Below are 26636 nucleotides of genomic sequence, written 5' to 3' on the forward strand. Positions count from 1 at the left end.
TGAACATCCCCGTGAGAAGCAGCGAGTGCCCGGTAAACGGCCGGTGATGCCGGTCCGGGCCAAGCTTCAGGAGCCGTACGAGACGCGTACGTCCTTGAAGCCGAGGGAGCGCAGCAGGCCCTGGAGCATGCCGGTGGTGTTGGACTCGGCGCGGGTGGTCAGCTCGCTGTCCTGAGCGGCCTCGCCGATGTGCTTGACGGCCAGCTTCTGCACCGCCTGCTCGCCGTTGGGGTTGTCCGAGAACAGATCGCCGAGCCGGTCGAGCAGGCCGCGCTGCTTGGACACGGCGTAGGAGCGGTCCGGGTCCAGCGCGGGCTTGCCGAGCTGGGCGTGCGGCAGCTTCAGCACGGCGGAGGTGCGGTCGTCGTTGACCGTCACGTCCTTCTCGCCGACCTTGCCGAGGTCCACATAGGCGTCCACGGTGCCCGCGCCGACGTACAGCGTGCGGGTGCCGCGCAGCGCGTCGGGCAGGTACTTGGCGTTCTTCTCCAGGTCCACGACGACCTGGAAGTTGCCCGAGGCGGCCTGGTAGCGGCTCATGTCCTGGATGGACTGCAGCAGCGCCGGGCCCGAGCGGTCGCGGGACTCGGTGCCGAACAGGTCCTTGATGCCGGGCAGCACGGCCAGCCGTATCCCGGCGAACAGCAGCACCAGCACCAGGGCGATGCCCGCCAGTACCTTGACCCAGAGCGGCGTCCGCCGCCGGGGCCGCCGCTGGACCTCGGTCGTGCCGCCGGCCGTAGTCGTCTTCTCCACGGTTCTCCCTTCCCCCTCCTCGGATGCCCACCAAGTAAGCGAACAAGCAAGCGAGTTGACCATCCCCCGCCGCTGACGTACGTACCCCTGCCGCTCCCGTACGAGACCCGCCACGCCAGGCGTCCGGGGCGGGCGGGGGAGGGCCGATAGCATGGCCGCCCAGCCCGTACCGATCATGCGAGGAGCGGATCGTGCGAGACATCGCCGTCTTCAGCGGCAGCGCCCACCCCCGGCTGGCCGAGGAGGTGTGCGCGCATCTGGGCGTCACCCTCAGCCCGGCACGGGTCAGCCGGTTCGCCAACGACTGCCTGGAGGTCCAGCTCCGGGCCAACTGCCGGGAACGGGACGTCTTCCTGCTCCAGCCACTGGTGCGGCCGGTGCAGGAGCACCTGGTCGAGCTGCTGATGATGTGCGACGCGGCCCGCGGCGCCTCGGCGGCCCGGATCACCGTCGTCATGCCGCACTACTCCTACGCCCGCTCCGACAAGAAGGACACGCCCCGCATCTCGCTCGGCGGCCGTCTGGTCGCGGACCTGCTGGTGGCGGCGGGCGCGAGCCGGGTGCTGACCATGACCCTGCACGCCCCGCAGGTGCACGGCTTCTTCTCGGTGCCGGTCGACCACCTGCACGCGCTGCGCGAACTCGCCGCGCACTTCCGGCAGTACGACCTCTCGCGCACCACGGTCGTCTCCCCGGACCTCGGCAACGCCAAGGAGGCCGCCGCCTTCGCCCGGCTGCTCGGCGCGCGGGTCGCCGCCGGTGCCAAACAGCGGTTCGCGGACGACCGGGTCAGCATCAGCTCGGTGATCGGCGACATCACCGGCCGGGACGTGATCGTGCTGGACGACGAGGTCGCCAAGGGCAGCACGGTCCTCGAACTCCTGGACCGGCTGAGGGAGTTGGGCCCGCGCTCGATCCGCGTCGCCTGCACCCACGGCCTGTTCGCGGCCGGGGCCCTGAAGCGGCTGGGCGAGCAGCCCGACGTACTGGAGATCGTCTGCACCAACACCGTGCCGGTCCCGGAGGACGAGCGCACCGACAAGCTCCGGGTACTGTCCATCGCCCCGGCCCTCGCGGAAGCGGTACGGCGCATCCATGACGGGGAATCGGTGAGCGCGCTCTTCGAGCAGCCCGCGGAGGCCTAGCGGAGGTCCCCGGACCGCAGGGCCGACTCCAGGGTCGGGTGCGGGGGCAGGATGGCGGTCAGGCCCGTGGCCCGGAGGACGCGCAGGGTCAGGGGGTGGACGCAGACCAGATGGAGGTGGCCGCCGCGTTCCAGGACGCGGCGCCGGGCCCGGTTCACCAGGCGCAGCCCCGAGCAGTCGAAGAACTCCACGGGGCGCAGATCCAGTACGACACGGGCGTGTTCGCGGCCGGTGAGCCGGTCCAGCAGGGGCGAGATCTCCGCCGCCGAAGCGATGTCGATCTCACCCCGTAACTCCAGCACGATGTACCCGCGGTCCTCGTGCACGCGCAGATGCCGGGTGGGCGGGGTGGGTTCCTCCCGCACGACGGCACCACCTCCCACCCGCGCCCGCGACGCACCGCGCCGCCTGGGCAACCAAGCTCGACAGGAGGAATTTGAGCATGTTCGCTTGACATATGTCTTCGAGATTGACGTAGTCAGTTCGAATCTGTTCGTTTGTGATCAGCCCCGCTTGACGGCCGGAGTGGCGTTCGGGTGCGGCCAGGTGCCGGTGGAGCGCATGACCGCCTTGGCCCGCGTCCGGTCCACCACGCTGCGCGCCACCGCGAAGATCGCGCCCTGCATCGCCGCCGCCAGCAGGATCTCGCCCCAGCCGCGGTCCTGGTCGAGCGGATCGGGCGCCTCCTCCTCGTGCCGGATCACCATCCACGCCTTCCGGAACGCCAGCCCGGCCAGCGCACCGCCCGCCCAGCTGATCGCGAAACCGACCGGTTTGTGCAGGAGGGGCGCCTTGATCTTGCTCATGTTCTTGTTCTTCTTCGCCATGTGTCACTCCTTCCTCACCGGGCCCGCGTCCTCTCCCGTGAGCCCCCGACCTCCCCCGTCCGGGCCCGTGTGATCCTCCCCGCCGGGGGCAGTCGGCGACAGGTGAGCGCTACTTCGGAACAGCAGCCGGACACGAAGACCGACGACAGAGACGGCCAGGAGGACGCCAAGACCGACAGCCATACCCGTGTGACCGTCCTCGTGGCACTCGGCGCGAACCTGGTGATCGCGGTCGCCAAGGCCGTCGGCGGGATCTTCGCGGGCTCGCCCGCCCTGCTGTCGGAGGCCGCGCACTCGGTCGCCGACAGCCTGAACGAGGTGTTCCTGCTGGCCGCGCTGAAGCGCAGCCGCCGCCCGCCGGACGCCCGGCATCCCTTCGGCTACGGCAAGGAACGGTTCTTCTGGTCCCTGCTCGCCGCGGTCGGCATCTTCGTCATGGGCGGCTGCTTCTCCTTCTTCCAGGGCTTCGAGGCGATCAGGAACGGCAGTGAGGAGACGTTCAGCGGCTACATAGCGGGCCTGATCGTCCTCGGCGTCGCCTTCGTCGCCGAGGGCATCTCCCTGATCCGGGCGGTGCGCCAGGTGCATCGGCAGGGGGAGAGCGTCGGCGATGTCCAGGACCCCGCGCTGCGTACCGTGCTCGCCGAGGACGGCACCGCGGTGCTCGGCGTGACCTTCGCCGCCATCGGCATGGTGCTGCACATGCTCACCGGCCAGGCCGTCTGGGAGGGCTGCGCGTCGATCCTGATCGGCGCCCTGCTGGTCTACATCGCCTACCGGCTCGGCAGCGACGCCCGCGACCAGCTCATCGGCGAGGCCGCCGACCCCGAGCTGACCGGCCGGATAAGGGAACTGCTGCGGGCCCAGCCGGAGATCGACAGCGTGGAGGCGCTGTTCACCATGAAGACCGGCATCGACTCCGCCCTCGTGGCCGCCCGCGTCGACCTGGTGCCGGGCATGGACAGCGAGGAGGTCGAGGAGGTCGCCGTCCGCATCAAGCGGTCCGTGGCCGAGATGTTCCCCGACGCCGGGCAGATCTTCCTCGACGTGACCGACCGCGACCACACGGACCACGATCATACGAACCACGACCACAGCGAGCGTGCCGTGCACGAAAGCCCCGCCGCGACGGGGGAGCGCGGCGGGGCCTGACCCTCACGTGCCCGCCGGGGGACGGTTCACACCCGCGACGCGCGGAAGGTGTGCGAACCGTCCCCCGGCGCCCGTTCAGCTCGCCTTGGCGGGCTCCAGCACGAAGAGCGGGATCTCCCGGTCGGTCTTCTCCTGGTACTCGGCGTACGGCGGATAGGCGGCGACGGCCCGCTCCCACCACTTCGCCTTCTCGTCGCCCGTGACCTCGCGGGCCCGCATCTCCCGCTTGACCGGCCCGTCCTGGAGCTCGACCTCGGGATCGGCCTGGACGTTGAAGTACCAGACCGGGTGCTTGGGCGCGCCGCCCAGGGAGGCGACCGCCGCGTACGTCCCGTCGTGCTCCACCCGCATCAGCGGCGTCTTGCGGATCTTGCCGCTGCGGTTGCCGCGCGTGGTCAGCACGATCACCGGCATTCCGGTGTCCCGCAGCGTCGTCCCCTCGGTCCCGCCGGAGCTCTCGTACAGCTCGACCTGATCGCGCACCCACTGCTCCGGGCTCGGCTCGTACTCGCCCTCAAGAGGCATGGCTTCGTCCCCTTCGTCGTGTTTCCTCGTGCCGACGGCTTCACGTCTGCGATCCACCGCAACACGGAGGGCCGCTGGAATCATCCGTACCGCGCAATCCCTGGGCCACGCGGGTGAATAGCCGGATCTCTTCGGCCGTCTCCGGCCGGGGGTGGCCGAAAAGGGGCGCGGGCGACGACACTGGGAGGACCGATGTGCGTCGGACGACCGGATTCCGGTGCCTGGACACCCCCGGCGGACGCAATTCTTCGGCCAGATCCGACGGGTCGCCGATCTGGCCGAACTTGGCGTCGCCCTATAGGTGCCCGGGGCATCTAATGAAGATCGGTTCGAGGTATTTCTTCGTCTGCGAGGTCCCCCATGACGGAACTGACGGACACCACCGGCCCCGCGAAGGCGGCAGACCCCGTCGCCTTCCCGCAGGACCGCACCTGTCCCTACCACCCGCCCACCGGGTACGGCCCGCTGCGCGAAGGGCGGCCGGTCGCCCGCGTCACCCTGTACGACGGCCGGGAGGTCTGGGCCGTCACCGGGCACGGCGCGGCCCGCGCGCTGCTCGCCGACCCCCGGCTGTCCAGCGACCGGTGCCGCCCGGAGTTCCCCATCCCCACCGCCCGGTTCGCGGGCGTCCGGGACCGCCGGGTCGCCCTCCTCGGCCTGGACGACCCCGAGCACCAGATCCAGCGGCGGATGATGATCCCGTCGTTCACGGTCAAACGCGCCGCGGCGATGCGGCCCGCCATCCAGGAGATCGTCGACGACCTCCTGGACGCCATGATCGAGCGGGGCCCGACGGCCGAGCTGGTCTCGGCGTTCGCGCTGCCGGTGCCGTCCATGGTGATCTGCGGCCTGCTCGGGGTGCCGTACGCCGACCACGAGTTCTTCGAGGAGCAGTCCCGCAAGCTGCTGCGCGGGCCGACGGCCGAGGACAGCCAGAACGCCCGCAAGGAGCTGGAGAGCTACCTCGGCGGCCTGATCGACGCCAAGGCCGCCCACCCCGAGCCCGGCGAAGGGGTACTGGACGACCTGGTCCACAAGCAGCTCAGCGACGGGGCGCTCGACCGGCGCGAACTCGTCTCGCTCGCCGTCATCCTGCTGGTCGCCGGGCACGAGACCACCGCCAACATGATCTCCCTCGGCACCTACACCCTGCTCCAGCACCCCGACCGGCTGGCCGAGCTGCGCGCCGACCCCACGCTGCTGCCGACCGCCGTCGAGGAGCTGATGCGGATGCTGTCCATCGCGGACGGCCTGGTCCGGGTCGCCGTCGACGACATCGAGATCGACGGCGTCACCATCCGCGCCGGGGAAGGGGTGATGTTCTCCACCTCGGTGATCAACCGCGACGACTCCGTGTACGCCGACCCCGACGCCCTGGACTGGAACCGCTCCGCCCGCCATCACGTCGCCTTCGGTTTCGGCATCCACCAGTGCCTGGGCCAGAACCTGGCGCGCGCGGAGCTGGAGATCGCCCTCGGCACCCTGCTCGCCCGGCTGCCCGGCCTGCGCCTCGCGGTACCGGCCGAGGAGATCCCGTTCAAGCCCGGCGACACGATCCAGGGGATGCTGGAACTCCCCGTGACCTGGTAAGAGGCTTCTCGCCATGCACACCGACATCGAGATCGACAAGGACCTCTGCATCGGCGCGGGCCAGTGCACGCTGGCAGCACCGAGCGTCTTCACCCAGGACGACGACGGCTACAGCACGCTGCTGCCCGGCGCCGAGGACGGGGCGGGCAGCCCCATGCTCCGGGAGGCGGCCCGCGCCTGCCCGGTCGGCGCGATCACCGTCACCGAGAACTGACCACCGCTCAGCAGGACTTGTAGGGTTTCCCGGTGACCGAACCCACCGGGAAACCCTTTCTCTACGTCGTCGTCTGCGCGGCCGGTGTCGCCTCCGGCGTCGGCACGCTGATCGCCGGGGCCCAGCAGCGGGGCTGGGAGGTGGGGGTGATCGCCACCCCGGCGGCGATGAACGGCTTCTTCGACGCGGCCGGTACCGAGTCCCGCACCGGCCGCCCGGTCCGCTCCGCCTGGCGCTCCCCGGCCGACCCGCGCCCCTTCCCGCCGCCGGACGCGGTCGTGGTGGCCCCGGCGACCTTCAACACCCTCAACAAATGGGCCCAGGGCATCGCGGACACCCTGGTCGTCGGCACCCTCTGCGAGGCGCTGGGGCTCGGCGTGCCCATCGCGGTCCTGCCCAGCGTGGGCGAGGCGCTGGCCGCCCACCCCGCCTACCAGGAGAGCCTGACCCGGCTGCGCGGTCTCGGCGTCCGCTTCGGCGAGGGGCGGGTGCCGGGCGGGTTCGACTGGGTAGGCGGTCTCGAGCTGCTGGACCGCCCCTGAGGGCATCAACCCGTCCGGCGTACGTACCCCGCCTCGCCCGGTGGGGAGACGTCCAGATCGCGGCGGACGATGCTGAGCCGGGAGCCCCAGTCGGCCACTGCCCTGCGCATGCCGTCGTCGGTGTACTCGATGTCCAGCACCCGGTCGTCGAAGGCGCGGGCGTAGGTCCCGCACTCGTCGTACTGGCCACACTCCTCGGCCACCGCGAAGTCGAGACCGGTGCCCTCGCGCCGCCCCGCCAGCTCCGGGGTGTTCTTCTGGCCGACGGCCAGGTGGCGGGCGTGGGCGTGCCGGGTGAGCAGGCGCATGAAGGCGGTCGCGTCGGCGGGGGTGAGCAGGTGGCGGGAGCGGGTGTAGCTGTCGTAGTTGTCGGGCTCGATGGCGTCGTAGCCCTGGTCCGCGCAGCCGTCGGTCCAGCGGTTCACCCGGTCGGCGATCCGTTCCCGCTTGGCCGGGGTGCCGATGTCGAGCAGGGGCTCGTCCCAGTCCTCGTCGACGACCACCCGGCCCGCGCGGTCGCGCAGCAGCAGGTCGGCCGGCCAGTCGGCGCGCTCCTGCGGCTGGGCCTGGAAGGCGTTGACGTAGCAGACGTTGTACAGGCCCTCGGCGGGGGAGTCGGCGCGGTCGCGGGTGACCACGCGGACCCCGGCGGGCGGGGGATAGGCGCCGCCGATCTGGTAGTCGAACCCCGCGTGCCGGGGCGGCAGCCGGGGTGCCGGGTGGTTCCCGGTGCCGCAGCCGGTGAGGAGCAGGGTGAGGGCGAGCAGAACGGCTCGGCTCCCGGCACCGGGCTTTCTATGACGCGTCAACGATTTCGTGTCTCCTGAATACGGGTCAAAGATCTCCCGTGAACCCGTTTTCCGACGGGAGATCTCTTGTTCCCCACTGTGGCCCTGTGCGAAAGTGTGCGTCGCTGTGACGGGAGTGATTGTCCCTCACCGAACGGGAGTTGATGTCGGCTCGGCCACCCTCCCGCCGATTGGTACGGACCTGATTCCGGGTGGATTCTGGAGGAACAGAGCGTGAAGGGCGAAGGGCTGTCGAATTCCCAGGATTCCACGAGGCCGTTCGGTATATCCGACGGTGAACTCAGCGCGGAACTCATGAAGTGGACGGGAACGACGCCGGGGCTGCACCCCGTGGGTGAACTCCTCGACCGGCACTGGGCCGCCGCCTTCACGTACGCCCGACTCTGCGCCGACGGACCGCGCGCGGCGGGCATGCTGACCACGGCCGCGTTCACCCGGCTCTTCGGCGAGTCGCTCCGCCAGGCCGGGCCGTCCGCCGCCTGGCGCCCCCAACTCCTGGTCGCCGTACGGCGGATCGCCGCCGAATGGGACACCGACGGCAGGCAGGAACTCCTGCACCCCGCGCTGCGGCCCGACCAGGCGAGCGGGCAGCGCGCCGCCGCCCGGCTGCTCCCGGCGCCCGGCAGGCGGCTGCTGGCGCGCGCCTTCCAGCGGCTGCCCCAGCCCTCCCGCGCGGTCCTCTGGCACACCGAGGTCGAGGGCGAGCCCCTCGCCGTGCCCGCCGCGCTGCTGGGGCTGGACGAGGAGAGCACGGCCGTCGAACTCGGCCGCGCCCGCGACCGGTTGCGCGAGGAGTGCCTCCAGACGCACCGCGAACTGGCCCCCGACGCCGAGTGCGGGCGCTATCTGCGGATGCTGGACGTCACCTTCCGGCGCGGCGGCGGCCTCGCCATGGACCCGGACCTGCGCGGCCACCTCGACGGCTGCGGCCACTGCGACCGCACCGCGGACCAGCTGGCCCGCTTCAACGAGGGGCTCGGCCTCGCCCTCGCCGAGGCCGTCCTCGGCTGGGGCGCCACCGCCTACCTCGCCGCCCGCGCCGACGACAGCGCCGCACCGCCCGTACCCGCGCCGCCGCTGCCCTCCGGCGGCGAGGACTTCGCGCCCCCGGCCGCCGCACCCGTCACGGCCGACGAGGCCCCCAACGCCCGTACCGCCCAACGCGCGGCCCGGCGGGCCCGCAGGCGCAACGTCTCGCTGGCCGTCACCACCGTGAGCGCCCTGGTCGCGCTGCCCCTCGTCCTGTGGTCCGTGCTCGGCACCGAAGGCGGTCCTGTCACGGGCGGCGGCGCCGCCCCGACCTCGACACCTGGCACCTCCACTCCCGCGCCGCAGCCGTCCTGGGCGGGGGCGGAGGGCAACCGGCCCACCGTGCGCGGCCGACTGCACAACGTCGCCTCCGGGCGGTGCGTGGGCATCGTCGGCCAGAAGGCCGTCGAGGGCGCCGAGACCGAGGTCGTCACCTGCTCCTCGGCACCCGGCCAGCGCTGGCGGTACGAGGCGGACGGCAGGCTGCGCAGCGACGCGGCGCCCGCCCTCTGCCTGGACTCCCGGCTCGGCTACTCGGTCCGGCTCGCCCCCTGCTCGGCCACCGGCACCGACGGCCGCTTCATCCGCTACGACTTCACCCTCCAGGGCACCCTGGTACCCCGCTGGGACCAGAACCTGGCCCTCACCCCGGCCGCCACGGACGGCTCCGGCGCGCTGGTGCTGAAGAACCGTGCCGAGACCGCCGTCCAGCGCTGGGTGGTGGACACCGCCGGGAACGACCCGCAGATGGAGGTCGTCAACTGGGACAAGGGCAAGGGAGCCACCAAGGCCCCGGCCCGCCGGACCCCGGCGGAGCCCACCCCGGCCGAGCACTCCACGAGTACGGCCCCGAGCAGCCCCGCTCCGACGGCGACCGCAAGTCCCACGCCCAGCGCGACGGACGACGACACCTGCTCCCCGTACCGGGACCGCTGCGGCTGGGACGGCGGGGGCGGTGGACGCCGGTACGGGGGCGGTGGCGGCGGCTTCGGAGGCAGGCACCGCTGAGCCGTCGTTCAGCGGTGGTGCGGCGGGGGTGGCGGGATCGTGCCCAGGTCGGGAGCCTCTCCGGGCCAGACCAGCAGGACCGGGCAGGGGGCGTGGTCGACGACGAAGCGCGCGGCCGGGCCCAGGCTGTGCGGGCCGAGCCGGGACCGGTCGCCGTCGCGGGCCAGCACCAGCAGGCCCGCGCCCTCGGCCGCCGCGACCACCTCCCGCTCCGGCCGCCCCGACCGCTCCTCGCGCAGGCACGGGCGGCCCAGCCGCTCGGCGGCCGCGTCCAGCAGCTCCGCCGCCGAGCCGTCGCCGAGGGCCGCCAGCCGGTCCCCCGGATCGGCCTCCCAGCCCTCCGCCGGACCCTGCCCCCAGGCCCGCCCCCGCCCCATCAGCCCCGCGAACGCGCCATGCGCCACATCCGGCACCTCGGGTCCCGTCACATGCAGCAGCACCACCTCACGGGCGTGCGGGGCGTGCACGCGCACCGCGTCCACACAGGCGGGCCAGGTGCCCTCGACGAGCCAGACGACCGCACGCATCCGATGTCCTCCTCGCTCCACGCCACCAGGTCAGAAGATTTGCAGCGCCCCCCACAGTGCCACCACCGACACCGCCAGCGCCGAGGGCACCGCGATCAGACCCAGCCGGGTGAACTCCCCGAGGTCCACGCCCTCGTCGTGCTGGTGCACGATCCGCCGCCACAGCAGGGTGGCCAGCGAACCGGCGTAGGTGAGGTTCGGGCCGATGTTCACGCCCAGCAGCACCGCCAGCACCGCGCCGGCCCCGCCCGGCGCGGCCAGCGGCAGCAGCACCAGCACGGCGGGCAGGTTGTTGATCAGGTTGGCCAGCACGGCGGCCAGCGCGGCGATCCCCAGCAGCGTGGGCAGCCCGCTCCCCGAGGGCAGCAGGTGCCCGAGCGCGTCCGAGAGCCCGTTGTCCACGACCGCCCGCACCACCACGCCCAGCGCGAGCACGAACGCCAGGAACGGCGGGGAAGCCGCCCGCACCACGGACAGCGGGGTCGCCTGCCTCCGCAGCACCGCCCGCCCGGCCATGACCAACGCGCCCGCGGCCGCCGCCCACGCCGGATCGACACCGAACGCCGACGCCACCACGAACCCGGCCAGCGTGCAGCCCACGGTGACCAGCGCGAACACCGGCAGCGGCGGCTCCTCCCCGGTGTCCCGCGCGGCCGGTGCCGCCGCCGACAGGTCGCGGGCGAAGAAGCGCCGGAACACCACGTACTCCACGCCGATCGCGGCCAGCCACGGCAGCGCCATCAGTGCCGCGAACCGGGTGAAGGACAGCCCGCTCGCCGCGAACGCCAGCAGGTTCGTCAGATTGGACACCGGCAGCAGCAGTGACGCCGTGTTCGACAGATGCGTGCACGCGTAGACGTGCGGCTTGGGGCGCACGCCGGAGCGGGCGGCCGTGGCGAACACCACCGGGGTGAGCAACACGATCGTCGCGTCCAGGCTCAGTACGGCCGTGATCACCGAGGCCAGCGCGAACACCGCCGTCAGCAGCCGTACCGGCCGCCCCCGCGACCAGCGGGCCATCCACGCGCCGCAGGCCCGGAACAGGCCCTCCACGTCGCAGAAGTGGGCCAGCACCAGCACCGCGGCCAGGAAGCCCACGACCGGGCCCAGCCGGGCCACCTCGTCGCGGGCGTGGTCGAGGGAGATGGCGCCGGTGAGGATGGCGACACCGGCGGCGGGCACCGCGAGCACCGCCTCCGTCCAGCCGAAGGGCCGGATCACCGCCCAGGCGAGCACGGCGACGAGCAGGACGGCCGACAGGGCCTCGGCGAGCGGGGTGTTCAGGGCGTTCCTCCGGACCTGGGGTGATGTGCCCGCTCATGAAAACAGACCCCGATGCGCCGGGCCGACCGGGGCCCGGCGCCGTCGTGCCCGGTCAGGCGCCCGAACCGGGCGCGAACACGGTCAGCCGGACCGAGGACGCGTTCCCGGAGACCGGCACCGCACCGCCCGTCCAGGTCACCTTCAGCGGGTCCCGCTCATCGGGCGGGGTGACCACCAGAGAGGTCGGCTTCGCCGTCTTCGCGCCGCTGATCTGCGGGTTGGAGAAGGTCAGCCCGGCCCACGCGCTCTGGCCGGGGCGGAGCGTGACCGTCACCGGGGAACCCGAGGTGCGCTGCGGGTCGGGGCCCAGCTGGGTGCCGGAGGCGTTCACGAAGGCCGCGCCCGGATAGCCGCGCAGGGTGCAGGTGCGGGACGACTTGTTGGTGAGCACGACGGGGAAGTTCTCCTGCCCGGCGCCCGGGTCCATGCGGCCCACGGCGGCCCGCAGCTCCGAGGTGTGACAGCGGGTGCTCTTCGCGCTGTCCGGCTTGACGGTCCGCGTCGACGTGTCCGGCGCCGAGCTGGGGTTCGAGGTGCCGCCGCTCTGGGTCACCGGCGAGGGCGTGTCGACGGGGTCGGGCGAGCCGGTGGACCCGGTGGACTCTGCCGGGCTCGAGGTCTCGGTCGCGGGCGCGGCCGAGCCGGACACCGTCTTCGCCGGTGCCGCGCCCACGTCGCCGTTGCCGCAGGCGGTCAGGAGGCCCAGTACGGCGGCGGTGCCCACGAGCAGGGTCCCGCGCCGCCTGGCCGGGGATGAGTTCGCCATGTCGCACATGCCTCCCTGAAATCCACGGCACACGGGGACCGCGTGCCGTCGGCGCCCGATGCGCCGTCACACCTTCCGATGCGCCGTCCGGCGGAAAAGTTCGGGACGCGGCGGGAAAAACTTCCGCGCCCGAAGAAGTCTCCGCTCACCGGGGCCTCCCCGCCACGCCGGACGAGGGTTCCCCCCGATCAGGTGACCCGCAGCGAGCGGAGTATGCCGTCGGTGGCGTCCGGGTCGCCGTGCTGGCGCACCTGCACGTACAGCTGCGGGCCGTGCGCGCCGTCCGAGGGGCGCAGCGCGGTCTCGGTGACCGAGCCCCCGCCCGCGCAGCCGCTCCACACCCGGACCGTGCCCCGCCAGCCGGACCCCGAGAACGCGCGCCGGTCCGCGCCCCGGCAGCCGGAGTGCGCCAGCGCGTCCACCCGGCCGGTGAGATCCCCTTCGCCGACACCCACGAACACGCCGTTCACCGGTGCGCCGAGGTCGGACCAGCGGGACAGGTCGTCGGCCACCACCAGCCCCGGCTCCCGCCCGGCCGCCAGCCCGAGCGCCCGCGGGTCCCACCCGGAGTCGCGCAGCTCCCGGTCCCAGCCCGTGGGCACCTCCACCGCGATCCGGCCGGAGGCGTCCCGCACCCGCGCCGCCTCGGCGCCCCCGGCGGGCCGGTGCAGCACCAGCGCCACCGCGCCCCCGGCCGCCACCAGACCCACCGCGGCGGCCACCGCGAACACCGCGCGCCTGCCCCGCACCGCGCCGGACCAGCCCGGCCGGGCGGGGCCCGCCGCCAGCCGGTCCAGCTCGTCCGCGAACGCCCGCGCGGACGGCCAGCGCCGCTCCCGGTCCGGTTCCAGCGCCCGCAGCACCGCCCGCTCCACGGCGGGGTCCAGGCCCGTCCGCAGGCGGCCCGGCGGCAGCACCTTGCCCGGCGGGCCCGGCACGGCCCGGGTGAGCAGCTCGTAGCCCACCGCGCCCAGGCTGTAGACGTCGGCGCGCTCGTCGATGCCCGCGCCGGGCTCGGCCTGCTCCGGGGGCTGGTAGCCCGCCGAACCCGCGGCGAGGGTGAGCGCCGACGCCTGCGCGAGGCTCTTGGCCAGCCCCAGGTCGGCCAGCAGCAGCCGCCGCCCGCCGTCCGGGGCGGTGCGCAGCAGCAGGTTGGTCGGCTTGACGTCCCGGTGCACGATCCCGGCCTCGTGCAGCGCGGCGGCCCCCCGCGCGGCCAGCGCCGTCAGCTCCAGCGCCTCGGTGACCGGCAGCGGACCCGCGGCGAGCAGGTCGGCGACGGTGCCGCCGTCGGCGTACTCCATGACGAAGTACGGCCTGCCGTCGTCCAGTTCACCGATGTCGTAGACCTGCACCACCCGGCTGGACCCGGCCCGGCGCAACAGCCGCGCCTCGGACAGGAAACGCTCGCGCACGTCGAGGCGGTGGGACCAGTTGTCGGCGAGGACCTTGACCGCCACCATGGCGTCGAGTTCGTCGTCGTGCGCGAGCCACACGGTGGCGAAGGCGCCACTGCCCAGGCGCTGTTGAAGGCGGTACCGGCCGATCCGCTCCGGGGGGTGCATACGACTATCATGCCTGCCCTGAGATCGACTCCGAGGGGGGGAGCGGACGTGCCGGACGCGGCGAGGGCCGAAGAGCTGGCCGGTCTGGCGGCGGCGGGTGACCGGGCGGCCCTGGACCAGCTGCTGACCGAGCTGCGGCCGGAGGTGGTGCGCCGCTGCGGGCGCTTCCTGCCCTGCCGGGAGGACGCCGAGGAGGCCGCCCAGGACGTACTGCTCCAGGTCGCCCGGCACATCGGCGGCTTCGAGGGCCGCAGCCGCTTCAGCACCTGGCTGTACACGGTCGTCGCCAACTGCTGCCGCCAGAAGTACCGCGAGCTGAAGCGGCGGGCCGCGGAACAGCCCGCACCCGCCGAGGTGCCGGAACCCGTGGACCCGCGCACCACCAGCGTCATCGCGGGCTCCCGGCTCGACCTGCTGGACGCGCTCGACCGGCTGGAGCGCGAACACCCGCACCTGGTCGCGCCGCTGGTCTACCGGGACCTGTGCAGTCTGGACTACGCCGAGGCCGCCGAACGCGCGGGCATCCCGCTCGGCACCCTGAAGTCCCGGCTGCACGAGGCCCGCAAGCGGGTGCGGCCCTGGCTGCGCGCCCACTGACCCGCCGCTGGGGCGGGTCCGGGGGACGGGCTCATGTCGCGCGGTCGGCCTACTTCTTGTAGCCGAGGATCGTCATCATGCCGCTCTCCGAGTGGTACTGGTTGTGGCAGTGCAGCATCCACAGGCCGGGGTTGTCGGCGTCGAAGTCGATGACCAGCTTGCGGTGCGGCAGCACCACGGCGGTGTCCTTGCGGGCGCCCACCGAGTCGATCCCGGTCAGCGCGAAGGTGTGGCCGTGCAGATGCAGCGGGTGCCACATGTCGGTGGCGTTGATCAGGGTCATCCGGACCCGCTCGCCCGCCCGTACCGCGTACCGCTCGCGCACGTCGTACTGCTTGTGGTCGAAGCCCCAGTCGTACTTCTCCATGGTGCCGGTGACCCTGATCCGCATCTCGCGGTCCGGCTCACGGTGGTCCAGGGCGGCGGAGTCGGCGGGCAGCAGACGGCGCGCGGGGACCACCTCGCGGTCCAGCTCGGGCAGCTTCACATCGGCAGGAGGAACGGTTCTGCTGTTATCGGTACGGAGCACCGCCAGCGCCTGCCCGACCTTGCCCTCGGCCAGGGCGACCAGCGGGAACACCCCGTCCTTGGCCGTGATCAGCACGTCGTACCGCTCCGCCATGCCGATCAGCAGGGCGTCCGTCTCCCGGTGCTGGACCGGGTAGCCGTCGGTGTGCGTCACCGTCATCTTGTGACCGCCGAGCGCCACCCGGAAGGCGGTGTCCGAACCCGCGTTGATGATGCGCAGCCGCACCCGCTCACCGGGACGGCACTTGAACGAGGTCGGCGCGCCCGGCCTGCGCCCGTTGACCAGGTAGATCGGGTACGCGACATTGCCGCCGACCCCGTCCAGGATGCGGCTCTTCGGCCCGTGCAGCATGCGGTTGGGGCCGGTGCTCTTCGGCGGGCTGGGCATGGCCGACATCGGGTGCTCGTGCGGGTGGGCGGTCGGGCGGGCCGGGTGTTCGGGGCCCATCATCGCCATGCCGCCGCCCGGCTTGAGCTGCCGCAGCACCTTCTCCGGGGTGGAGCCGTCGACCCCGTCCACCCAGTCGTCGAGGACGACCACCCACTCCTTGTCGTACTTCAGCGGCTCCCTGGGGTCGTCCACGACGAGCGGCGCGTACAGGCCCCGGTCCGGCTGCATGCCGACGTGACTGTGCAGCAGGTAGGTGCCGGGGTCGGCGACGGTGAAGCGGTAGTTGAAGTCCATTCCGGCCGGGATGGACTCCTGGGTGAGGCCCGGCGCGCCGTCCATGTCGCAGCGCAGCCGGACCCCGTGCGAGTGGAGCGTGGTGGTCTCCGGCAGCCGGTTGGCGAGCGTGATGCTCAGCACGTCACCGGCGGTGGCCCGCACCAGCGGTCCGGGCAGCGCGTCCTGGTACGCCCAGGTGCGCACGGACCGGCCGCCCAGGTCCAGCGTGGTCTCGCCGGCCGTGAGCGTGAACATGCGCACCCGGCCCGAGCCGCGCCGCCGCTCGGCGGCCCGGACCTCCGGACCCGACGGTTCCACGTAACCCGCGGGCCCCGGCGGGACGAAGTTCCCCGCCGCCATCATCGTGCCGCGCGGTCCGGGCCGGGGCCGGGGGCCCGAGTCGGAGCAGGCGGCCAGGAGTCCCGCGCCCGCGGCAGCGAGCGGGACGCGGAGGAGAGTACGCCGCGAAGGTGTATGCATGAAGGAAATAAGACACTTTTTGTGCTCATATGTGAGGGATCTGAGGGCGGCGCGTCTGCTGGTGTCGGCCCGGCGAGGAGAACGGGGCGCCGGGTACCGGGGGAGCGGACGGCTGATCTGGCTCGATTTACGGGTGAGTACCCTCGCGGTACCGTGAGGGCATGCCAGCTCTCAACGTGGAGTTCAGCGAGCGCGAACTCGCGGACCTGCGGCAGATCGCCAAGGAACGCGGTACGTCGATGAAGGCCCTGGTCCGGGAGGCGGCCGCGGCGGACATCGCCCGGCACCGGGCGCTGAAGGAGGGCGCGGAGACCTTCCGGGCCTTCTTCACCGCGCACGCCGCGGAGTTCGCCGCCGCGTTCCCCGACGACGAGGCCGTCCAGGCCAGGGGAGAGGCCGCCTGACCGGCGATGCCACCCGTCATCCACATCGACGTCCCCTGGCTGCTCCAGCGTCATGAGGACGTCCTGCCCGACCAGCCCTCGGTGGACGACTTCTCCGCCCTGGTCGCCGCCGTCGCCCGGCACCGCGTGGACCCGCCCCGGCTGGGCGTCGACTCCGACCCGGCCTGGCGGGCCGCCGCCCTGCTGCACACCCTCGCCGTGCTCCGCCCGCTGCCCGCGGCCAACGCCCGCTTCGCCTGCGCCACCGCCGTCGCCTATCTGCACATCAGCGGCGCGGGCATCGACCCGCCGTACGGTGCCCTCGTCGACCTCGTCCGCGAGGTGACCGACGGCCGCGCCGACGTGTACGGCGCGGCCGACCGGCTGCGGTCCTGGCGGATCTGACACCGCCCCGGCGGACGGGGGAAGCCGTACGGCGATCGGCCGGGGGGTCTTCCGGGCGGGACCGCGCCCAGTCCACACCCGCCTCGCGCGCCGGGTGAAGCGCGCGCGGGCGGCCGTCGTGTGCGCGGGCTTCACACGGGGCGCGCGGAACCCACCCGACTCCGACTTCCCTGCAAACCCGCCGATGTGGGACGTGCGCCTTGTTGCGTGTGGAGATGTTGTGCGAGGGTGACACTCCCGTGCGGGGGGTGAAGTCCGGGACCGATTCGGCAGTTGGACGGCCGGGCCGGAGCCACGCCGGTCGTGGGCCGCAAGGGTCCCCGCTCCCCGTGCGCCTCCCGGAGGTCCGCTCCGACGCTCCGCACGCGCCAAAGGAATCCGCTCAGTGACCACCCCTCAGCCGCCTCTTCCTCCCTACCTGCCCGGCACGGCGGCGGGGGAGTCCGACGAGTCCACGGCCGCCTCGCTGCGCGCCGGTTCGGACGTGGAGGCGTCCCGGGCCGCCGCCCTGCTGATGGCCCGGCACTGGCAGCCCGCCGCCGACTACGCCGTCATCTGCCTCGCGGGCCCCGGACCACTGGCCCAGATGGTCACCGCCACCGTCTTCCACCAGGCCCTGGACCGGCTCACCCTCGGCGAGCCCGCCGAGGCGCTGCGGCCCCGGCTGCTGGTGGCCGTACGGGACACGGTCCTCGACTGGGCGGCCACCGACCGGGTCACCGCCGCCCTGCCCGGCCTCGCCAAGCCCGCCGGAGGGCGCGGCATGCGCGCCGCGAACTCGCTCACCCCGGAGAACCGCGCCCTCACCGAGCGGGCCTTCCACCTGCTGCCCCGGCTCGAACAGGCGCTGCTGTGGCACACCGAGGTGGAGGCCGAGCCGGTGGCCGTCCCCGCCGCGCTGCTCGGCGTGGACCCGGTGGGCGCGGCCGCCGCGCTGGAACAGAGCCGGGAGAAACTGCGCGCGGGTGTGCTGCGCGCACACCGTGAGCTGGCCCCCAGTGGGGAGTGCCGCCACTACAACCGGCTGCTCGACGTGCCCGTGCGCCGGGGCGGGGCCGTACTGCCCGACGTCCGCCAGCACTTGGACGCCTGCTCCTACTGCCGGTACGCCGCCGAACAGCTCGGCCAGATCGACACCGGCCCGGGGCTGCTGCTCGCCGAGGCGGTCCTCGGCTGGGGCGCCCGCCGCTACCTCGACTCCCGCCCCGGCCGGGGGCAGTCCGTCACCCGGGCCGAGGCCGCCCCACGCTCCGGCGGGCGCAGGCGCGGCGGCAAGCGGGGGGCACCGGCCCGTGGTGCCCGGTCCGGGCGCGGGCGCGGCACCGGCTGGTCGCTGCGTACCGGGGCGGGCTTCGTCTCGGCCGGGCTGCTGGTGACCGGCCTGGCCGTCGCGGTATGGCCCGAGGACGACGGCGGCCGCACCCCCGTGGCCTCCGCCGGGGCCGCGCCCGCCGCCGACCCCCGTACCGCGCGGCCCTCGGCGGCCGCCTCCAAGCCCGCCCTGCCGCTCGCGGGGCGGCCGATCCGGCTGCGCAACGTCGCGGCCGGGCTCTGCCTGGGCATCAAGGGCGAGCCCGAGCGCGGCGCGCTGGTGACGCTGGCGCTGTGCTCCGACGCCCTCACCCAGCAGTGGACCTACGACGCCGACGGCCTCCTGCACAGCCAGGCCGACCCCCAGCTCTGCCTGGACTCCCACGCGGACGCCGCCGTCGTCATCCTCGGCACCTGCGACGACGCGGGCACCGAGCGCGGCGACGACGTGCGCTACGACCTCACCGTGCAGGGCGAGCTGCTGCCCCGCTGGGACGAGACGCTCGCCCTGGCGTCGGCCGACGCGCGTCCCGGCGCCGACATCGTGGTCTCGCTCCGGGACCGCTCGTCGGCCCAGCACTGGCTGACCGACACCCCGTCGGCGCCTAGTTCGGCGCAGGAGGGTGGACAGGCGTCCCGGACGTCTGGACCGTCGTCGCCCAGTGAGGTGCGCGCGTAGCTTCCGGCCGAGGCAGCCCGAAGAGCCGTCACTCCTCCGGCAGTTCCACGATCACCAATGTGCCCCGGCTTCCGGGGCGCACCGCGTGTGCCGCTCCCGCCGCCACCATGAACAGCTCGCCCGCCCGCACCGACACCGGCATGCCGTCCACCTCCAGCTCCAGCCGGCCGTCGAGGACCAGCAGCGCCTCGGCGGCCCCATGGCTCTCCTCCTCGACCGGCAGCGCGTCCATGCGCAGCACCTTTACGCAGGCCGCCCCCACCATGCCCAGCATGCGAGAGCTCCATGCCTCCGGCAGGCCGGCCGCAGTCTCCGCCAGGTCGATCGCACTCATGGCACACCCCTCCTCACGGGCCTGGTCGGTCATACCGAACGAGCCCGCACCTAAGGACCAATGGATGCCTTGAAAGCTATCCGCGCAGCGGAAACAAGTGGTCGACCGTTGTGCAAAGCCTGTCTCCGGGGCCGGACCCGAGCCAACCCCCGGCCCACGCCCGAGGCTCCTCCATCACCCGGCCGACGAGCCGAGGCGAGCCACTAGGCAGGTCCCTCCGTCAGGGTGGCCGGGTTCAGGGTGGCGGGGGTGGCGTGGCCGGAGAGGGCCAGGGTGAGGTCGAGTTCGGCCAGCACGCTGCGGATGACATGCTCGACGCCCGCCTGCCCGTCCAGGCCGAGCCCGTACGCGTAGGGGCGGCCGAGCAGTACCGCGCGGGCGCCCATGGCCAGGACCTTGGCGATGTCGTCGCCGGTACGGATGCCGCTGTCGAACAGCACGTCCAGCCGGTCGCCGACCGCGTCCACGACCCCCGGCAGCGCGTCCGCCGCCGCGATCGAACCGGCGACCTGACGGCCCCCGTGGTTGGAGACCACCACCCCGTCCATCCCGGCCTCCGCGGCCTCGCGGGCGTCGTCCGGGTGCAGGATGCCCTTCAGGACGATCGGGCCGTCCCAGTGCTCCCGGAGGAACGCCAGGTCCGGCCAGGTGTGCCCGGCGTCCCCGAACAGGCCGAGGAAGTGCAGGACGGCCGCGTTCGGGTCCTCCTCCACCGGCTTGGCCAGTCCGGCACGGAAGGCGGGGTCGGTGAAGTAGTTGGCGGTGCCCACCCCCTGCAGGAACGGCAGATACGCCCGGTCCAGGTCGCGCGGGCGCCAGGACAGCAACGGGGTGTCCAGCGTGACGACCAGTACCGAGAACCCGGCCGCCTTCGCCCGGCCCAGGAAGCTCCGGGTCACCTCACGGTCGCTGCCCCAGTACAGCTGGAACCACCGCTCGGCGTCCCCCATCGCCTCCGCGACGGTCTCCATCGGTGTGCTCGACGCCGACGACAGGGTGTACGGCACGCCCTGCGCGGCGGCGGCCCGTGCGGCCCCGGACTCCGCGTCCGGGTGCATGATCGACAGCACGCCGACGGGCGCGAGGGCGAGCGGCGCGGGCAGCGTACGACCCAGCACCCGCACGGACAGGTCCCGTTCCGACACGTCCCGCAGCATGCGCGGCACGATCCGACGACGCTCCAGCGCGGCCCGGTTGGCCCGCTCGGTGCTCCCGTCGCCGGCGCTTCCCGCGACATACCCGACCGGGCCCGGCCCGAGCCGGTGCTCCGCCAGCTCCGCCAGCCGGGTCAGATCGGTGGGCAGCCGGGGCACCGTCCCGTTCATGCCGTTCAGATAGATCTCGTACTGGAAATCGGCCCACCGAGCGCCCACGCCGCCGCTCCCTCTCTCTACGGTGTCATGCTCAGCTCAGTGTGCCTCAGAGAGTGCACCGGAGCCTGGTCGGGCCACCGTTCGGGCTCAAGGGGGCAATGGTCAGGACGAGTTGTCCCGCAGCCAGGCCAGTCGTTCCGCCGCGGTGCGGGTCAGGGGGTGGTGGGGGCCGAAGATCCTGGCGTAGTCGGCCCGGCAGCGGGTGAGGAGGGTGGCGGCCTCCTGGTGGTCGCCGTTGTCGATCAGGACGTTGGCCAGGTTGTCGCGGGCGTGGAGGGTGTCGGGATGGGCCTCGCCCCTCCGGCGGGACACCAGGGCCAGGACCTCGCGCAGGACGTGCGCCGACTCCGCGTAGCGCCCGCGGGCGTGGAGCACGGCTGCGAGGTTGTTGCGGGTGGAGAGGGTGTCGTCGTGGTCCGGGCCCTTGGCGCGCTGCTGGGCGGTGAGTACGGAGCGCATCACCGCCTCGGCCTCGTCGAGACGGTCCAGTCGGCACAGTGCGGCGCCCAGGTTGGCCCGCGCGGCCAGCCCGATGCCGTCGTCCTGGAGGCCGAGCAGCTCCAACCGCGCGACCATCAGGCGCAGTTCGCGCTCCGCCTCGGCCCAGTGGCCCGCCTTGACCAGCGCCGCCGCATGGCTGCCGGTGGCGGAGAGGACCGCCGGGTCGTCCGGGCCGAGCAGCCGCTTCCGGCGCTCCAGCACATCCCGGCGCAGCGCGGCCGCCTCCGCCTCCCGGCGCAGGTCCTCCAGCACCGAGGCCAGTGAGGCCGCGCTGTCCAGGGTGTGCGGGTGGTCGGGGCCGAGGAGTTCGGCCCGGCTGGTCCACACGCTGCGCCACACCTCCTCGGACTTGCCCAGCTCGCCCGTGACGTGCATCAGACCGGCCAGGTCGGCGGCGGTCGTCAGGGTGTCCTCGTGGACGTAGCCGATGGTGAGGGACTGGATGCGCACCAGGTCCCACAGCCGCTCGCGCGCCTCCTCCTGGCGGCCCTCCATATGGGTCAGCACGCGGGCGTAGTCGCGGAACGCCAGGAGCGTCTCCGGGTGTTCGGGGCCGAGCCGCTGATGGGCCGCGTTGGCCCGCATGCCGTAGAACTCGTGCGGGGGCAGGCCGACGCGTGAGATCTCCTGCTCGCTGCCGTCGTCCCCGAGCAGTGTGAAGACCAGGTCGGCGGCCGGGGGCAGTTCCGGTTCCGGCGGGGGCGTCGGCCGGGCGTCCCGCCCCGCGTCGTCCCCGCGCTTCCCGCGTCGTCCAAGGGCCATCTCCCGACCCCTCCTCTCTCGTCCGGCTCCGGGGTCTCACGCCCCGGAGTGCACATGGGCGGCCCACAGGCTGGGGCTGCTGGGGAAGGCCGTCCGGCACTCCCGGACGGCGTGGTGCAGCGCGAGGGCCGCCCGTTCGGCGTCCAACTCCACCGATTCGGCGCGGGGTTCGCCACGCAGCCCCCGGTACAGGCTCCGGGTCACCCGTACCGCCACAGCGTCGTGCACCGGCCAGAGGGTGCCGATCGCGTGCGGGTACCCGGCGATCTGGAAGGCCGAGGTGATGTGGATCGCCTCGTCCGCCAGCCGCTCCGAGCCCCGCGCGGTCTCGCAGGCCGACAGCACGGCCAGCCGGGCGTCCGGCAGTTCGAGGCGCGAGATATGACGTACCGTCAGCGGATGCTGTTGGTGGTCCTGCACCAGCAGTCGCGCCCGAGACGGGTCGTCCGGCTCGCTCACCCCGTGACAGGCGAAGTGCACGTACGGATGCGCGGGCAGCGCCGCCAGCACCCCGGCGAACGTGGCACGCGCGCCCGCGACCACCTCGGTCGGCAGCAGCGCGCTCAGCTCCCGCACCTCCCGGCGCACCCCGCCGAGCCTGCGGGCACCGGGGGCGTCCGGCACGACCACCGCGAGCAGGCGCCCGGTCGGCGGACGGCCCGCCGCGCGGGCACGGGCGTAGGCGAGGGCGCGGACGGTCGGTGTGTAGGAGGAGACCGCGAGGTCCAGCACCGTACGCGTGGGGTCGCCGTGGTGACCGGCCGCGTGCAGCGGCAGCGCGGCGAGCGGCCCGCCCGGCGACCACCACAGCCTCGGCCAGGCGCCGTCCGGAGGCGGAGCGGACAGCCCCAGCGCGTCCAGGACCGGCCCGGTGACGTGGTCCCACGTCCAGCCGAGCACCTCCGCGACCGTCTCCTGGGCGGCCCGCTCCCCGTCCGGGTCGGCCGCCCCGGCGAGCGCGGCGATCAGGCGCCCCACCTGCCTCTCCACGGCCGGAGGTCCCGCGTCCGGCAGCGGGACCAGGAGCACCCGGTCCGGCAGCAGCACCAGCGCGTCACTGCGGTACGGACTCGCGTACACCACGACCACCGGCCCCGGCCCGGCACACGCCTGGACCTCGGCGGTGGTCGGACCGGCCAGGAAGCCGCCGAAGCCCGGCAGCGCGCGGATCTCGGCGACCAGCCGCTCCCACCGCGCCGCGAGCGCGTGCCGTTCGTCGGCGTTCACCCCTTGGCCGGTCTCGTCCTCCGCCGAGTCCAGCGCCTCGATGAGGTCGCGCAGCCCCGTGAAACGGTCGGCGGCCTCCGGATACGCGGCCCGCAGCCGCTCCAGTTCGGCACGCGCCGCGATGGTCTGCCCGAGCAGCACCCCCCGCCCCTGCTCCAGCAGCAGCACCGCGTGGTCCAGGCGGCCCAGGTGCACCGCGCACGCGGCGGCGTCGGCGGCCAGCCCCTGCACACTGGTCAGCCCGTGTTCCTGGTCGCTGCGGTTCAGCCGTCTGGTGATGCTGAACGGCAGCAGGGAGAGGGCGAGTTCGAACCCTTCGAGCGCCTGCTCCCAGCGGCCCGCGTCCCCCGCGGCGATGCCCCAGGAGTACGCGGCCCGGACCCGCTGCGCCGCGGGCAGCGTCGCGATCCGGGCGACCTGCCGGTAGGCGTCCTCCGCCGCGAGCAGCACGGCCGGGTCCTCGGTCACCTCGTGCAGGGTGCGCAGCGCGGACGCGTACGACTGGAGGCGGTTGGCGATGTGCGGCGCGCCGGGGGCCGACGCCCACACCGCCCGGCCCAGCGTGGTCACCGCCTGGTTCAGCAGCGCCGGGTCCTCGGCCGCGCGGGCGCCGGTGAGCTGGGCCAGACCCAGGTTGTGCAGATGGTCGGCGTGCTCCGGAGTGCCGTACGCCGTCCGCTCCACGGCCTCGGTAAGGATCGCGACCGACTCGGCCAGATCGGCCGGGGCGCCGCCGGACTCGTACCGCTTGAACAGGGCGTTGCCGAGGTGGTTCAGCCGCATGGCCCGCTTCGTGCCGCCCGGTGGGGTCCGGGCGAGCACCTCGCGGGCCGCGTCCACGGCCTCGCTCGCGGCGTCCGGGTCACCCGTCCGGTCGGACCAGGTCTGGAGGATCACCCCGAGGTTGGCGAGCGGGGTGTCGGAGTCCCGCGCCGTACGGGGCGTGTTCAGCGCCAGCCGGGCCAGCCGGGCGGCCTCGCGCAGCGTCTCCAGGTCGCTCGTCTGGTGGTAGCGCTCGCGCAGGGCCAGGGCGAGGTTCGCCACCCGGTCGAAGTGGCCCTCCTCCTGGGGCGAGGGTTCCGCGATGGCGGCGCGCAGGACGCGTACCGACTCGTCCAGCAGGGCCGCGTCGCCGGTGCGTTCCCCGAGCCGGTGCAGGGCGTTGCCGAGGCTGTTCAGCCGGTGGGGGAGCGGCCGACTTCCCTGAGGCGTCTCCCGCACGGCCTCGGTCAGCAGGGCCACGGCTTCCCGAAGTGGCTCGGTGTCCTCGGTGTGCTCGGCCGCCAGCCGCAGCGCCACCCCCAGCCCGGTGAGGGTCCGCACCCGCAGGGGGTGCCCCTGGGGGGTCTCGGCGTGGGCCGCGCGGTGTGCGGCGACCATGGCCTCGACGTCGGCCGTCTGGGAGGTCAGTTCGGCCTTCGTCTGCCAGGCCGTGGCCAGGTTGAACAACGCCTGCGGACGGCGCGGCGAGTCGGGCGGGGTGCCGGAGAGGGCCGCGCCCAGCAGCTCCACGGCCTCCCGCGCCTGGTCCGGGTTCCGGTACAGCTCGGCGGCGTGGCGGAGGGTCGCCGCCAGGTTGTTCCGTACGGTGGGCAGCTCCGGCGAGTCCTCGGGCAGCAGGGCCAGGGCCACCCGGCGCAGCCGCTCCGCCTCCACCAGGTCGGCGCCGTCGCCCGTCGCCTCGCCGCGCTTCTCCAGCAGGCCGCCGAGCGTGTCGAGGATGAACGGCCGGTTGTCCCAGCCGCGCACGGGCAGTTCGGCGGCGCGCCGTAACGCGGTGATCCCTGTCGCCAAGTCGGCCGGATCACGGTCGAGTTCGTAGCGTTCGGCCAGCATGTGGCCCAGCAGGCGGAGGTCCTGCTCGTCGGGTGCCGTGCCCTCGGCGAGCAGACGGCCCAGGGTGATCGACTCGTCCAGGTCGCGCCGGTCGCGGAGCGCCGACCAGCGCATCACGAGGGTGCTGCGCAGCCCCGCCCGTAACGCGGTGCGTCCGCGGTCGTCCGTCGGTGTCGTGCGCAGGGCGTCCCGGCAGACGCCGACCGCGCGGTCCAGCGAATGGCGTTCACCCGTGCGGTCGAACTCATCGACCAGAGCGGCGACTTGGCGAAGCGCGTCGTTGACGGCTCCGTGCGCGTCCGCCATGACGGCCCCCGTATGTCTCGCCGCGGGCTCTGACCCGTGGCTTGCCCCACGGGAGTCCCTGAGCCCGATTTTACCCAACTGGTCCACCGGAGGCTCTCGTTATGCTGAGTCGTCTGTCGGCCGACACGGGGAGGTCCGGGGATGAGTGACGTCGACGGCGACGACGGCCACGACGGGCCTGGCCACGAGCGGCTCGCGGCGCTGTGTCACCGGCTCGGCGCCTCCCGGGTGCCCGAACTCGGGCCGGACGGGCACCGGTTGATCGACCACATCACCGCCGAGGTGCGAGGTGGCCGCTCACCCGAGGAACTGGAGGAGTCCTTCGACGAGTTGGAGGACCTGCTGTTGGCCGCCGGGTTCACCGCGGGCCTCGGCTCGTACCGGACGGACACACCGCCCGTCTACCGGAGGTTCTCCGGCGCCGGGCACCCCCTGCTGCGGGTACTGGCCTGTCCGGGCGGGGGCTGTGCCCGCGTCGAGGCGCCCGCGCCGGAGGGCGGCCCGGCCGCGCGGTGCGGGATCTTCGGACGGCCGCTGCGGGAGACCGGGCTGCGCCCGTGACCGCGTTCCTCAACGCGCTCGGCGGCAAGCTGGCCGAACGCTGGCTGGCCCTGCTGGCCATCCCCGGCCTGGTGTACCTCGTCGCCCTGGCCGTCGCGGTTACCCTCGGCCAGCGGCACTGGCAGGACACCGGGCGGCTGCGGGAGCGCCTGGACACCCTCGCCGCCGCGCCGGGAGCGCACAGCGTGGGCGTGCTCGCGGTGGTGGCGGTCGGTGTGCTGGCCGGGGCCGCGCTGACCGGCACCGGTGTGCAGGCGGTGGGCGCGCTGGTCGAGCGGGTCTGGCTGACGGGGCCGCGCGGCCCGGTGACCCGGTGGCTGACGGCACGGCGGCTGCGCCGGTGGCGGGCGGCCGACGACGCCTACCGTACGGCGCTGGTCGCGGCCGGGCGGGCCCGGCTGGGCGGCGCGGCCGACGCCGACGCTCTCGCGGACGAGGCGGAGGCGCGGTACGTCCGCCGCAACGAGGTCGGTCTCGTCGCACCCCGCCACCCCTGCTGGACCGGCGACCGGGTCACCACCCCCGACCGGCGCGTCTGGCGGGCCTACCGCCTGGACCTGACCGTCGCCTGGCCCCACCTCTGGCTGCTCGCCCCCGACAGCACACGGGCCGAACTGGGCTCCGCCCGCGCCGCGTTGAGTGCCGCCGCCCGGCTCACCGCCTGGGGCCTGGCCTACCTCCTGCTTGCCGCCTGGTGGTGGCCCGCCGCGCTGGTCGGCGTGGTCACGGCGGCCACCGGAGCCGTACGCGGCCGCACGGCGGCGGCGTCCTTCGCGGAACTCGCGGAGGCACTGGTCGACCTGCACGGCAAGGACCTGGCCCAGGCGCTCGGCCTGGAGTGCGCGGGCCGACTCACCCCGGCGACGGGGGAGGAGGTGACCCGGCTGCTGGGCAAGCCGGACTGACCG

General features: G+C 73.8%; 26 protein-coding genes. 12 read left to right on the forward strand and 14 right to left on the reverse strand.

What is annotated here, in order from left to right:
* Window positions 1–66: 66 nt before the first annotated feature.
* Entirely contained in the window at window positions 67–756 is a 690-nt protein-coding gene (locus ACIPPM_RS06670; protein ID WP_401443805.1) for a DUF4230 domain-containing protein, read from the reverse strand.
* A gap of 191 nt (window positions 757–947) precedes the next feature.
* Here ACIPPM_RS06670 and ACIPPM_RS06675 point away from each other — a divergent pair, with 191 nt between their 5' ends.
* A complete protein-coding gene (locus ACIPPM_RS06675) occupies window positions 948–1901 on the forward strand; it encodes a ribose-phosphate diphosphokinase (RefSeq protein ID WP_401443807.1) in 954 nt (317 codons plus the stop codon).
* Here ACIPPM_RS06675 and ACIPPM_RS06680 read toward each other — a convergent pair.
* A complete protein-coding gene (locus ACIPPM_RS06680; protein WP_401443809.1) occupies window positions 1898–2266 on the reverse strand; it encodes an anti-sigma factor antagonist in 369 nt (122 codons plus the stop codon). The genes ACIPPM_RS06675 and ACIPPM_RS06680 overlap by 4 nt on opposite strands.
* Before the next feature lie 138 nt (window positions 2267–2404).
* A complete protein-coding gene (locus ACIPPM_RS06685; RefSeq protein WP_401443811.1) occupies window positions 2405–2728 on the reverse strand; it encodes a DUF4235 domain-containing protein in 324 nt (107 codons plus the stop codon).
* A 102-nt stretch (window positions 2729–2830) separates the two neighbouring features.
* Here ACIPPM_RS06685 and ACIPPM_RS06690 point away from each other — a divergent pair, with 102 nt between their 5' ends.
* A complete protein-coding gene (locus ACIPPM_RS06690) occupies window positions 2831–3880 on the forward strand; it encodes a cation diffusion facilitator family transporter (RefSeq protein WP_401443813.1) in 1050 nt (349 codons plus the stop codon).
* Between the two features lie 75 nt (window positions 3881–3955).
* Here ACIPPM_RS06690 and ACIPPM_RS06695 read toward each other — a convergent pair whose 3' ends face one another.
* Complete coding sequence (locus ACIPPM_RS06695) at window positions 3956–4405, reverse strand: nitroreductase family deazaflavin-dependent oxidoreductase (RefSeq protein ID WP_401443816.1); 450 nt, start codon at window positions 4403–4405, stop codon at window positions 3956–3958.
* Window positions 4406–4765: 360 nt separating this feature from the next.
* Between ACIPPM_RS06695 and ACIPPM_RS06700 the strand changes: the two genes are divergently transcribed.
* Genes ACIPPM_RS06700 through ACIPPM_RS06710 form a run of 3 tightly spaced genes read left to right on the forward strand, consistent with a single transcriptional unit; the run spans window position 4766 to window position 6751 of the window.
* A complete protein-coding gene (locus ACIPPM_RS06700) occupies window positions 4766–5995 on the forward strand; it encodes a cytochrome P450 (protein WP_401443819.1) in 1230 nt (409 codons plus the stop codon).
* Between the two features lie 13 nt (window positions 5996–6008).
* Window positions 6009–6209 (forward strand): ferredoxin, encoded by a 201-nt coding sequence (locus ACIPPM_RS06705; protein WP_401443821.1) that lies wholly within the window; start codon window positions 6009–6011, stop codon window positions 6207–6209.
* A 32-nt stretch (window positions 6210–6241) separates the two neighbouring features.
* Window positions 6242–6751 carry a flavoprotein gene (locus tag ACIPPM_RS06710; RefSeq protein ID WP_401443824.1) on the forward strand — a complete coding sequence of 170 codons (510 nt, stop codon included), beginning with the start codon at window positions 6242–6244 and terminating at the stop codon, window positions 6749–6751.
* 5 nt (window positions 6752–6756) lie between these two features.
* Here ACIPPM_RS06710 and ACIPPM_RS06715 read toward each other — a convergent pair whose 3' ends face one another.
* Window positions 6757–7560 (reverse strand): endo alpha-1,4 polygalactosaminidase, encoded by an 804-nt coding sequence (locus ACIPPM_RS06715; RefSeq protein WP_401443826.1) that lies wholly within the window; start codon window positions 7558–7560, stop codon window positions 6757–6759.
* A gap of 294 nt (window positions 7561–7854) precedes the next feature.
* Between ACIPPM_RS06715 and ACIPPM_RS06720 the strand changes: the two genes are divergently transcribed.
* Entirely contained in the window at window positions 7855–9597 is a 1743-nt protein-coding gene (locus ACIPPM_RS06720) for a ricin-type beta-trefoil lectin domain protein (RefSeq protein WP_401443828.1), read from the forward strand.
* A gap of 8 nt (window positions 9598–9605) precedes the next feature.
* Here the strand turns inward: ACIPPM_RS06720 and ACIPPM_RS06725 are convergent, their stop codons facing one another.
* From ACIPPM_RS06725 to ACIPPM_RS06740, 4 genes are all read right to left on the reverse strand, one after another.
* Complete coding sequence (locus tag ACIPPM_RS06725; protein WP_401443830.1) at window positions 9606–10124, reverse strand: universal stress protein; 519 nt, start codon at window positions 10122–10124, stop codon at window positions 9606–9608.
* Window positions 10125–10154: 30 nt separating this feature from the next.
* Window positions 10155–11408, reverse strand: coding sequence for an arsenic transporter (locus ACIPPM_RS06730; protein ID WP_401444224.1), 1254 nt, complete (start codon window positions 11406–11408; stop codon window positions 10155–10157).
* Between the two features lie 91 nt (window positions 11409–11499).
* Window positions 11500–12213 (reverse strand): DUF4232 domain-containing protein, encoded by a 714-nt coding sequence (locus tag ACIPPM_RS06735; protein WP_401443832.1) that lies wholly within the window; start codon window positions 12211–12213, stop codon window positions 11500–11502.
* Between the two features lie 188 nt (window positions 12214–12401).
* Window positions 12402–13778: a serine/threonine-protein kinase gene (locus tag ACIPPM_RS06740; protein ID WP_401443835.1), complete on the reverse strand. Its 1377-nt coding sequence runs from the start codon at window positions 13776–13778 to the stop codon at window positions 12402–12404.
* Window positions 13779–13787: 9 nt separating this feature from the next.
* Between ACIPPM_RS06740 and ACIPPM_RS06745 the strand changes: the two genes are divergently transcribed.
* Window positions 13788–14375 (forward strand): RNA polymerase sigma factor, encoded by a 588-nt coding sequence (locus tag ACIPPM_RS06745; RefSeq protein ID WP_401443837.1) that lies wholly within the window; start codon window positions 13788–13790, stop codon window positions 14373–14375.
* Window positions 14376–14424: 49 nt separating this feature from the next.
* On the opposite strand, the gene ACIPPM_RS06750 is transcribed toward ACIPPM_RS06745, so the two are convergent.
* Window positions 14425–16050 carry a multicopper oxidase family protein gene (locus ACIPPM_RS06750; protein ID WP_401443840.1) on the reverse strand — a complete coding sequence of 542 codons (1626 nt, stop codon included), beginning with the start codon at window positions 16048–16050 and terminating at the stop codon, window positions 14425–14427.
* A gap of 161 nt (window positions 16051–16211) precedes the next feature.
* Here ACIPPM_RS06750 and ACIPPM_RS06755 point away from each other — a divergent pair, with 161 nt between their 5' ends.
* The 3 genes from ACIPPM_RS06755 to ACIPPM_RS06765 all read left to right on the forward strand — a co-directional run bounded on the left by ACIPPM_RS06755 (window position 16212) and on the right by ACIPPM_RS06765 (window position 18828).
* Window positions 16212–16454 carry a hypothetical protein gene (locus ACIPPM_RS06755; protein ID WP_401443842.1) on the forward strand — a complete coding sequence of 81 codons (243 nt, stop codon included), beginning with the start codon at window positions 16212–16214 and terminating at the stop codon, window positions 16452–16454.
* Between the two features lie 6 nt (window positions 16455–16460).
* On the forward strand, window positions 16461–16838 hold the full coding sequence (locus ACIPPM_RS06760) for a toxin Doc (protein ID WP_401443845.1): 378 nt from the start codon (window positions 16461–16463) through the stop codon (window positions 16836–16838).
* A gap of 385 nt (window positions 16839–17223) precedes the next feature.
* Complete coding sequence (locus ACIPPM_RS06765) at window positions 17224–18828, forward strand: RICIN domain-containing protein (protein WP_401443847.1); 1605 nt, start codon at window positions 17224–17226, stop codon at window positions 18826–18828.
* A gap of 28 nt (window positions 18829–18856) precedes the next feature.
* On the opposite strand, the gene ACIPPM_RS06770 is transcribed toward ACIPPM_RS06765, so the two are convergent.
* From ACIPPM_RS06770 to ACIPPM_RS06785, 4 genes are all read right to left on the reverse strand, one after another.
* A complete protein-coding gene (locus ACIPPM_RS06770) occupies window positions 18857–19162 on the reverse strand; it encodes a cupin domain-containing protein (protein WP_401443849.1) in 306 nt (101 codons plus the stop codon).
* A 203-nt stretch (window positions 19163–19365) separates the two neighbouring features.
* Window positions 19366–20535, reverse strand: coding sequence for a lactate 2-monooxygenase (locus ACIPPM_RS06775; RefSeq protein ID WP_401443851.1), 1170 nt, complete (start codon window positions 20533–20535; stop codon window positions 19366–19368).
* Between the two features lie 102 nt (window positions 20536–20637).
* A complete protein-coding gene (locus ACIPPM_RS06780) occupies window positions 20638–21798 on the reverse strand; it encodes a tetratricopeptide repeat protein (protein WP_401443853.1) in 1161 nt (386 codons plus the stop codon).
* Between the two features lie 36 nt (window positions 21799–21834).
* Window positions 21835–25167 carry a CHAT domain-containing protein gene (locus ACIPPM_RS06785; RefSeq protein ID WP_401443855.1) on the reverse strand — a complete coding sequence of 1111 codons (3333 nt, stop codon included), beginning with the start codon at window positions 25165–25167 and terminating at the stop codon, window positions 21835–21837.
* 141 nt (window positions 25168–25308) lie between these two features.
* Here ACIPPM_RS06785 and ACIPPM_RS06790 point away from each other — a divergent pair, with 141 nt between their 5' ends.
* Window positions 25309–25728 carry a hypothetical protein gene (locus tag ACIPPM_RS06790; protein ID WP_401443857.1) on the forward strand — a complete coding sequence of 140 codons (420 nt, stop codon included), beginning with the start codon at window positions 25309–25311 and terminating at the stop codon, window positions 25726–25728.
* A complete protein-coding gene (locus ACIPPM_RS06795; RefSeq protein WP_401443859.1) occupies window positions 25725–26633 on the forward strand; it encodes a hypothetical protein in 909 nt (302 codons plus the stop codon). The genes ACIPPM_RS06790 and ACIPPM_RS06795 overlap by 4 nt, the downstream gene beginning before the upstream one ends.
* Window positions 26634–26636: the final 3 nt, after the last annotated feature.

It is taken from the genome of Streptomyces sp. NPDC090119 (genome assembly GCF_044747085.1).
Classification (GTDB): Bacteria; Actinomycetota; Actinomycetes; order Streptomycetales; family Streptomycetaceae; genus Streptomyces.